Raw genomic sequence first — 6,792 nt, 5'->3', positions numbered from 1 at the left:
ATTCTTACCTTGTAAATCTAAAATTTTAGGAATAAACTTATCAAAAGCAAATTTATTAAGATTATTCTCTCTAATATTTAATTGTAATGTTCTTTTTTTGTTTATCCCTCCCCCTTGAGCTTCAAATTCATAAGGCGGGTCACAAACAATAAGATTAGGAATTATATTATTCTCTTTCATTTCTTCAATTCCGTCTAAACAATCCATTAAATAAATTTTATCAAGCTCCATTTTAAAATAAAAAATTAAAGAGATCTAAAAATCTCCATATTTATTATGAATTAAATCACTTCTATTCTTCCTATATTCAGAATATTCCTTGCCATTTCTTGAACTCCTTTTACCTGGAGGCAAAGCTTGTCTATGTCCATCCAAATAAGGGTCTCTCATTATGCCAGTTTGATGGTCTCCTTTTTGGATTATTCTGCCATTTGTAAAACGCTTCCATTTTGCCTCAATTTGATTTTTAGTCTCTGTTGGCAAAAACAAAGTTCTTCCTTTATCTGTTGAAATAAGAAAACCTTTGCTATACCTTTTCTTCCCCATCTTCAAAGCAGGACTAACTTTAACCTCTGTGAAATTTTTAAAATTAGAACTTAGGTTAGTTGAAAATAAAGACTTATTAATTTTCTTAGACCTAACTCCCGATAATATGTTAGTTTCAAAATTTGTTCCATTTGGAAAAACGAAATTTACATTCTTCTTCAAAACTTTCCCACTAGTGTAATTAATACCTAGAGCCTCATCAAACTTTACTTCTTCTTGTTTAATATTATTATTCATTTTATTTTACCTCACTTATTGGTTCTGCCTGTGGATTTGTAATCTCATTAGGCATATATGAAACTGGCTCATCAATAGGCTTTTTATTTCCTGTATCAATTCCCAATTTTTCAGCTATCTTTAACTGCACTATTTCTTGTTTCTTTAATCTCTCATTAATATAAAAACCCATTCCAACTAATCCTAATGTTAAGAGAACACCTATTGCAATTTGAACAACTAAAATATCTTTTAAACCCTCATCAAGAGCTATCGCCAAACCACCAACCGCAGAACCTACTGCACCAACACTCATAAGCGTTTTATTGTTCAAACTAAATAATTTAATTTGATTCTCTGTTGCAGTTTGAATCCCTTCATGTGTAAGAGTATTTTGAGCTTTGATTACTGCTGTATCTTGCTTAAGCAAAGAAGTATCTCTTTTGATTTGAGTAGTATCTCCTTTGATACTTCTCAAACCACGATTTAAAGAACTCCTTTCAGAACTAGCCTTTTTCTCATAATCACTATTACTTTTCTTAATAGGTGTTTTAGTCATCTTCAATTCTTTAATTGCCACTTTCAATTACCTCCTTAACTAATGTTTTTTCATTTAGACTCGAAGTTTCATAATCATTAACATTAACAGTTAAGTTTATTGGACTGTTAGGCTTAGAATCAGGAGACTTTTTGCCTTTTCTTGACTTCCGTTTCTTTCTTCTCTTTTTTGTGCTAGATTTCTTTGTTTTAGTGTTTTGAGCTTTTTTAGTTTTCTTTTGATTTTCAATATATAACCAATATCCTAACACACCTAAAAGTATAACAATACCTGCAATAGCAATCCACCATTCTTGAAGCCAAACAGCAATTCCATTAAGAGCAATACCAACACCCGAAGATGCCCTAGTTGCACTAAGCCCTAAAGGATTTTCCTTGCCATCTCCAAACTGTTCAATGCCAACGCCATCATCAGTCTTATTCCAAATCTCCTCTTCTGTCTTGTCATCAATTTTTTTAAAACTTACAGCCTTGCCATCATCATAAACAAAATTGTCAGGCTCTTTGTATTTCTCACGGTTATTGTCAGCAATACTTTTATGATTGTCTGCTCCCTTTTCCCAATCATCATTAAGAAAAGCTCTATCCCTATCATTCAAATCAGTTACAACTGGAGACTCTGCCACAGCCCTAAAATTAAGCGGGTCATCAGGACTAAGATTAGGATTAATAGCAGTTCTTTTCATGCCGTCTCTAAGTCTTCGCTCCTCTCCATAACTAGCTTTCCAAATAGAAAACTTTTCCTGGTCTTTTAGAGACATTTGAGATTGCAGTTTATCCATTTCTGAAATTCTACTCCCATCAATTTTAACAACATCACCTTCAATATTAGCAATCTTATTTTTTAAGGCAAACTCCATAAATGGATCATTACTTTTCACATTATTCTCCCATTCAATATTTGCGTAATTTACTAATTTAGGATTTGTTGTTTGTAAATCTCTTAAAACCTTTGAAGTATCCCTTACCTCATTAACCATTGAACCAACTTCTTGATTTAATAAATCATTAGCTCTTTCATTTCCAGCTAAACGAGGATTTAATGCTATCATAGACTTTTCTAAAATATTATCATTAGTCAAATCTCCTTCATTATAACTTCTCTTCAATTCAGATCCAACATTATAAGCCATACCAACAGGACTAATATTCCTAATCATTGTTTTGACTTCATGTGTTTTAGCTTCCTCTTCAATACCTTCTAAAGATTTAATCTCTTCTTGTAGGTCTTGCTTTTGTACTGTATTTCGAGACGCTTTATTGTTTGTCGTTTCACCTATCCACGCACTCCAAAAAGGTCTTTTCTTTACAACATTCGTATAATCTCCTAGTTTATCTTCTGCCATTATTTAATATCCTCCAAAATAGTATAGAAACATTTCTTGATAAAAATCTGAAAAAGCAATTGGATTAATATACTCCAAACCTATAAACAATAACATAAATGCCTGAACTAAAATTAATGCGTTATGAAAAATTACATATTTAGCGTACTCAACTTTTTTTCCTTTATTCGCCTCATAAAATGCAATACCCCAATTGAGTAAAGCACCAACAATTAAAATCAAAGCCAAAGCAACCAAAAATGCAGGGTCAATTTTAGTTAAGTTTCTTGAATGTTCATTTATGTTAAAAATTACAGATAAAGGGATAATTGAAATTAATAAAAATGTCTCAACAATTAAATTATAAATCGGATTTATAATCTTAAATACAGGTGCAATAACTACAAGAAAGTCTTTAGCAGCAAGAAAAACTGTAAGGCTTGTTGCTAGTGTAATAATCCTATCAGCTCCCTCATAATCCAAATATCCAGTATATTCAAATAAGCTTAAAATACCAACTATGAAAAAACGAATTATAACATTAAGTCCAGCTTTTAATTGTCTATCATGGTCAGCATCAGCTTTCAAATATTCCCAAATCTCCATTATTGAAAATCCCATTTTAATTTTTTCTAATTCTCCATATCAAAAAGACAATAAAAAGTATAAATGCAGTCACATACCAATATTCAAAAATTAAGAATATTAAATCAACTAAAATATACATTATTGTCTCTGTAATTACTTCCCAAAGTGAGATGATTCCTATTGCTAAAATTGGAATTACGATAAGCCAGTTTGAGATAATTTTAGCAAAATCAAAACTACCTACAAAAGGAATAAGTCTTATACCTACCCCCAAACCTATCATTACTAATCCTGCAATTATTAATTCCAACATATTACAATTACCTCAACTAATTTATAGCCTCACTAAGTCTCAATACTTCTCTATCAAACATAACCCATAAATCTTCATGCTTTCTTAACGGGTCATAATAAATAGGAATTACCGCACCTTTACCATCAACAATTAAATTCAGTTCAAAAGGCTCAAACTCTTTAAGTTTAATCTCATCAAGTAATGTGAATCTAGTCACATTATTTTCATCTGTTACAAACTCAATAGTTTTAATTATCTCGCCCAAATCAACTTTAATTTCACTAACAGTATGATTAACTACAATCTCTTTACTTGCATCTAACATATAAGGCTCATACATTAAATTAGTATAAAGAACTTGCTCAGCATCATTCTCAAAGGCAGGAGTGTCACAAGTTACAGAATTTATAGTATATCTACTGCTACTATAATATTGCCACTTATTACTTTGAATATACCATAAACGGTCTTCATAACCACCTCTGACATAAGTATTGGCGTGTAAATATCCAGCAGGTACACATAATTGATTCCAATAACTATAATGATAACGAGCCAAATCTATACCTGCACCAAAATCATACCTACTAAAAACTTTAATTTCATCATTTTGAACTCCACCAAACCAAATAGTCTTACCAATAGAAGTTGAAGCTAAATAAAATATTTGGTCGCCAACATGAACACTGTTTCCAATAATCTTAATTTCAGTTTCACCCGAGACATAAACTCTTGCATAAAGTTCTTTATTTTCAGCCCTAGCTTTCATATACCAAATACCAATAGAGTCACCATAATCATAAATTCTCCCCAAAGTATCAATCAAGGCAATATTACCTACCTTTCTATCTTTAAGTTGAATTTTTATTTCATCACTTATTATTTCCTTATAATAAAAACTATTATCAAGATTAACAGCTTTAAAACCAACTCTTAAAGGAGTTTTATAATCAGTCAAAGGACTTTTAAAGTGAGTCACTACATCATACTTTTTTGTTTCTTCTGAATTTCTCAATATGAAAATTACATCTCCAGACTCATCAACAAACTCATTAATATTATTAATTTGGTATTCAATATTATACTCTACATTTGGCAAAGCGTGAAACTTATGTCTTGTAGTGAAATTATCAAGAATCTCTTTTGTGTAAAAAAATATTCCCTCATCATTTACTATATCAACTCTTATTGGAGTATCAACATAAATTACTTTTGACTTTGTCTCATTATGCTTAAAGGTTAAAGTTCCTAAAAGATAATTCTTATCATACTGTAATTTTTCAGGCACAGGAACAGCAAGAGCGATATTTTGTACAAATTCAGTTCCATCAAAATTAAATCTATTAATATAACTCGCCCAAAAACTTGATTCCTTTGCTTGAAGTTCATCTTCATCATCAAAAATTCCTACACTAGTAACATATCCTCCTTGATATGCCCAACCTAAACCTAAGAACAGGCAAAGTATGGCTAAACTTCCAATAATGATTTTACTATTTTTTTGCATTTTTAATTACCTCAAAAAAAAGGATTAATTCACAGAACTAATCTCCTCATAGCTTATTGTTTGCAGACTTGCTAAATCTGATAATGAACTTGTCTTTACAATATCTTCAACAACTTCAAAATTAGTAGTAGTGTTAATACCATCATAACTTACCTCCAAATTTACGCCAAATCCATCTTCTGAATATTCATCTTCAAAGACAGAGCCTTTAACATCATAATTCAGGATTACTTTAACCCAACTATTATCTACAAGACTGCCTACCTCATGTTCAATATTGGTAATAGTGACTAATGAGTTATTTGATTCAATAGCAGTAATGTCAGCAAGTGTTAAATTGTCTTCAATATCATACCATAATAACATTGAGTCAGAAGTTGTCTCAGCAATAACTAATTCTGGTACTCTTACTTTTGCATTAGTTCTATCAACTGTAACTTTTCCAACATTTAGTTTATAGTCAAATGATGCAACTACTTCATCACCATTTTTAACTTCTACAACCTTTGAATGAACATCAATACTATTCACATCACTTGCAGAAAATAAGTCTGGCACTTTTACAAGCTCAGTCTTTCCACCTATAACTTCAACATTTAAAGTTTTATTTTGACCCCAAGCCTCATAAATTATTTTCAAATTATAATCTCTATCTTCATTTAGATTTTCAATTTGAAGAATGATATTATTTGCTTCAACTACATCATCAATAGAGTCTATGTACTGATAAACATCAAGAGCCTTAACTCTTAAATCTCCATCAATTGCACTTTTATAAACGCCGTTTGCATCTTGAGTTAAGACATATCCAATCCCACCTAGCAAAATCAATATTGCCATAACACTAAAGGCAATTATAGCAAAGCCCCCTTTTGCTTTTTTATTCTTTTTCAACGAAGTTGACAAAGAATGACTAAAAATTCTCTTTGAAATTTTTAATTTATTTTTTTTCATTTTAATCAAACCACCTCACTATTGCATAAATTAGTAAAATAGCTACTTCTAAAATTAAGGCTACTACAACATACTCTCCCATAGAGAAAAGTTCTAAAATAGCAAATACTACTGTTACGATTAAACCAATAACCATACCTACCAACATTTGTTTAATGTTGTCAAATGCGTTCTTGTCTGTTGAGAAATAGGCAACGATTAACGCACAAACCATACCCATAAATCCTAATGCAGGAATATCTAAGAAATCTTGAGACCATGTATAGGCTTCAAGAGATTTAGGTAGTAAGTTTAAAGTCAAATCTGAAAGTGAATTAATCAGAAATTGAACAAACACTACTAGTAATCCTGAAATAATAGGAATAGCAGATAAAACTGCTATGTCTCTTACTTTGTAAAATTTAGGTTCATTTACCATAGTAAATAATATTTAGAATTAATTGATTAAATGATAATTGAAATGTTAAAGGCTTGTAACAAATGTAGGGGTTATTTATATGTTAAGATATTTCGTACGATTTACTATATAAATCCGGGCCTATCGTTATTTATAAAACTTTATTTTATATTATAAATCGTACTATTTATAGTAGTAATAACATAAGTTTATAAACTAATTAGTACTAAAATTAGTATAAATTAATAATTTATAGTACTAAAATGGACAAGTCTAAAATTAAACAGTTATTAAAAGAGGATATTGATACAAGATTAATTAAAGACGTTAGTATTTTGAATGACGGAAGACAGAATATGATTAAAATTCCAAAAGAAGTAAGTGAAAACTTAAATATAAAAAAAGG

9 protein-coding genes are annotated in these 6,792 nt (G+C 30.2%); all 9 read right to left on the bottom strand.

The window, feature by feature from the left end; translation table 11 throughout:
• The coding region (locus tag PF569_08005) for a hypothetical protein (GenBank protein ID MDA3856174.1) at positions 1–231 on the bottom strand (231 nt) is incomplete at its 3' end.
• A gap of 24 nt (positions 232–255) precedes the next feature.
• Positions 256–783: a hypothetical protein gene (locus PF569_08000; protein ID MDA3856173.1), complete on the bottom strand. Its 528-nt coding sequence runs from the start codon at positions 781–783 to the stop codon at positions 256–258.
• A 1-nt stretch (position 784) separates the two neighbouring features.
• Positions 785–1,342 (bottom strand): hypothetical protein, encoded by a 558-nt coding sequence (locus PF569_07995; protein ID MDA3856172.1) that lies wholly within the window; start codon positions 1,340–1,342, stop codon positions 785–787.
• Positions 1,332–2,666, bottom strand: coding sequence for a hypothetical protein (locus tag PF569_07990; GenBank protein ID MDA3856171.1), 1,335 nt, complete (start codon positions 2,664–2,666; stop codon positions 1,332–1,334). The genes PF569_07995 and PF569_07990 overlap by 11 nt, the downstream gene beginning before the upstream one ends.
• Before the next feature lie 3 nt (positions 2,667–2,669).
• On the bottom strand, positions 2,670–3,266 hold the full coding sequence (locus PF569_07985; GenBank protein MDA3856170.1) for a hypothetical protein: 597 nt from the start codon (positions 3,264–3,266) through the stop codon (positions 2,670–2,672).
• Between the two features lies 1 nt (position 3,267).
• On the bottom strand, positions 3,268–3,546 hold the full coding sequence (locus PF569_07980) for a hypothetical protein (GenBank protein ID MDA3856169.1): 279 nt from the start codon (positions 3,544–3,546) through the stop codon (positions 3,268–3,270).
• Between the two features lie 16 nt (positions 3,547–3,562).
• Positions 3,563–5,035, bottom strand: coding sequence for a hypothetical protein (locus PF569_07975; protein MDA3856168.1), 1,473 nt, complete (start codon positions 5,033–5,035; stop codon positions 3,563–3,565).
• Between the two features lie 24 nt (positions 5,036–5,059).
• Complete coding sequence (locus tag PF569_07970; protein ID MDA3856167.1) at positions 5,060–5,989, bottom strand: hypothetical protein; 930 nt, start codon at positions 5,987–5,989, stop codon at positions 5,060–5,062.
• Position 5,990: 1 nt separating this feature from the next.
• Positions 5,991–6,407 carry a hypothetical protein gene (locus PF569_07965; GenBank protein ID MDA3856166.1) on the bottom strand — a complete coding sequence of 139 codons (417 nt, stop codon included), beginning with the start codon at positions 6,405–6,407 and terminating at the stop codon, positions 5,991–5,993.
• Positions 6,408–6,792 lie beyond the last annotated feature (385 nt).

It is taken from the genome of Candidatus Woesearchaeota archaeon (genome assembly GCA_027858315.1).
Classification (GTDB): domain Archaea; phylum Nanobdellota; class Nanobdellia; order Woesearchaeales; family UBA583; genus UBA583.
The sequence above is the reverse complement of the archived record's forward strand: the minus strand, read 5'-3'. Positions and strand labels throughout refer to the sequence as shown.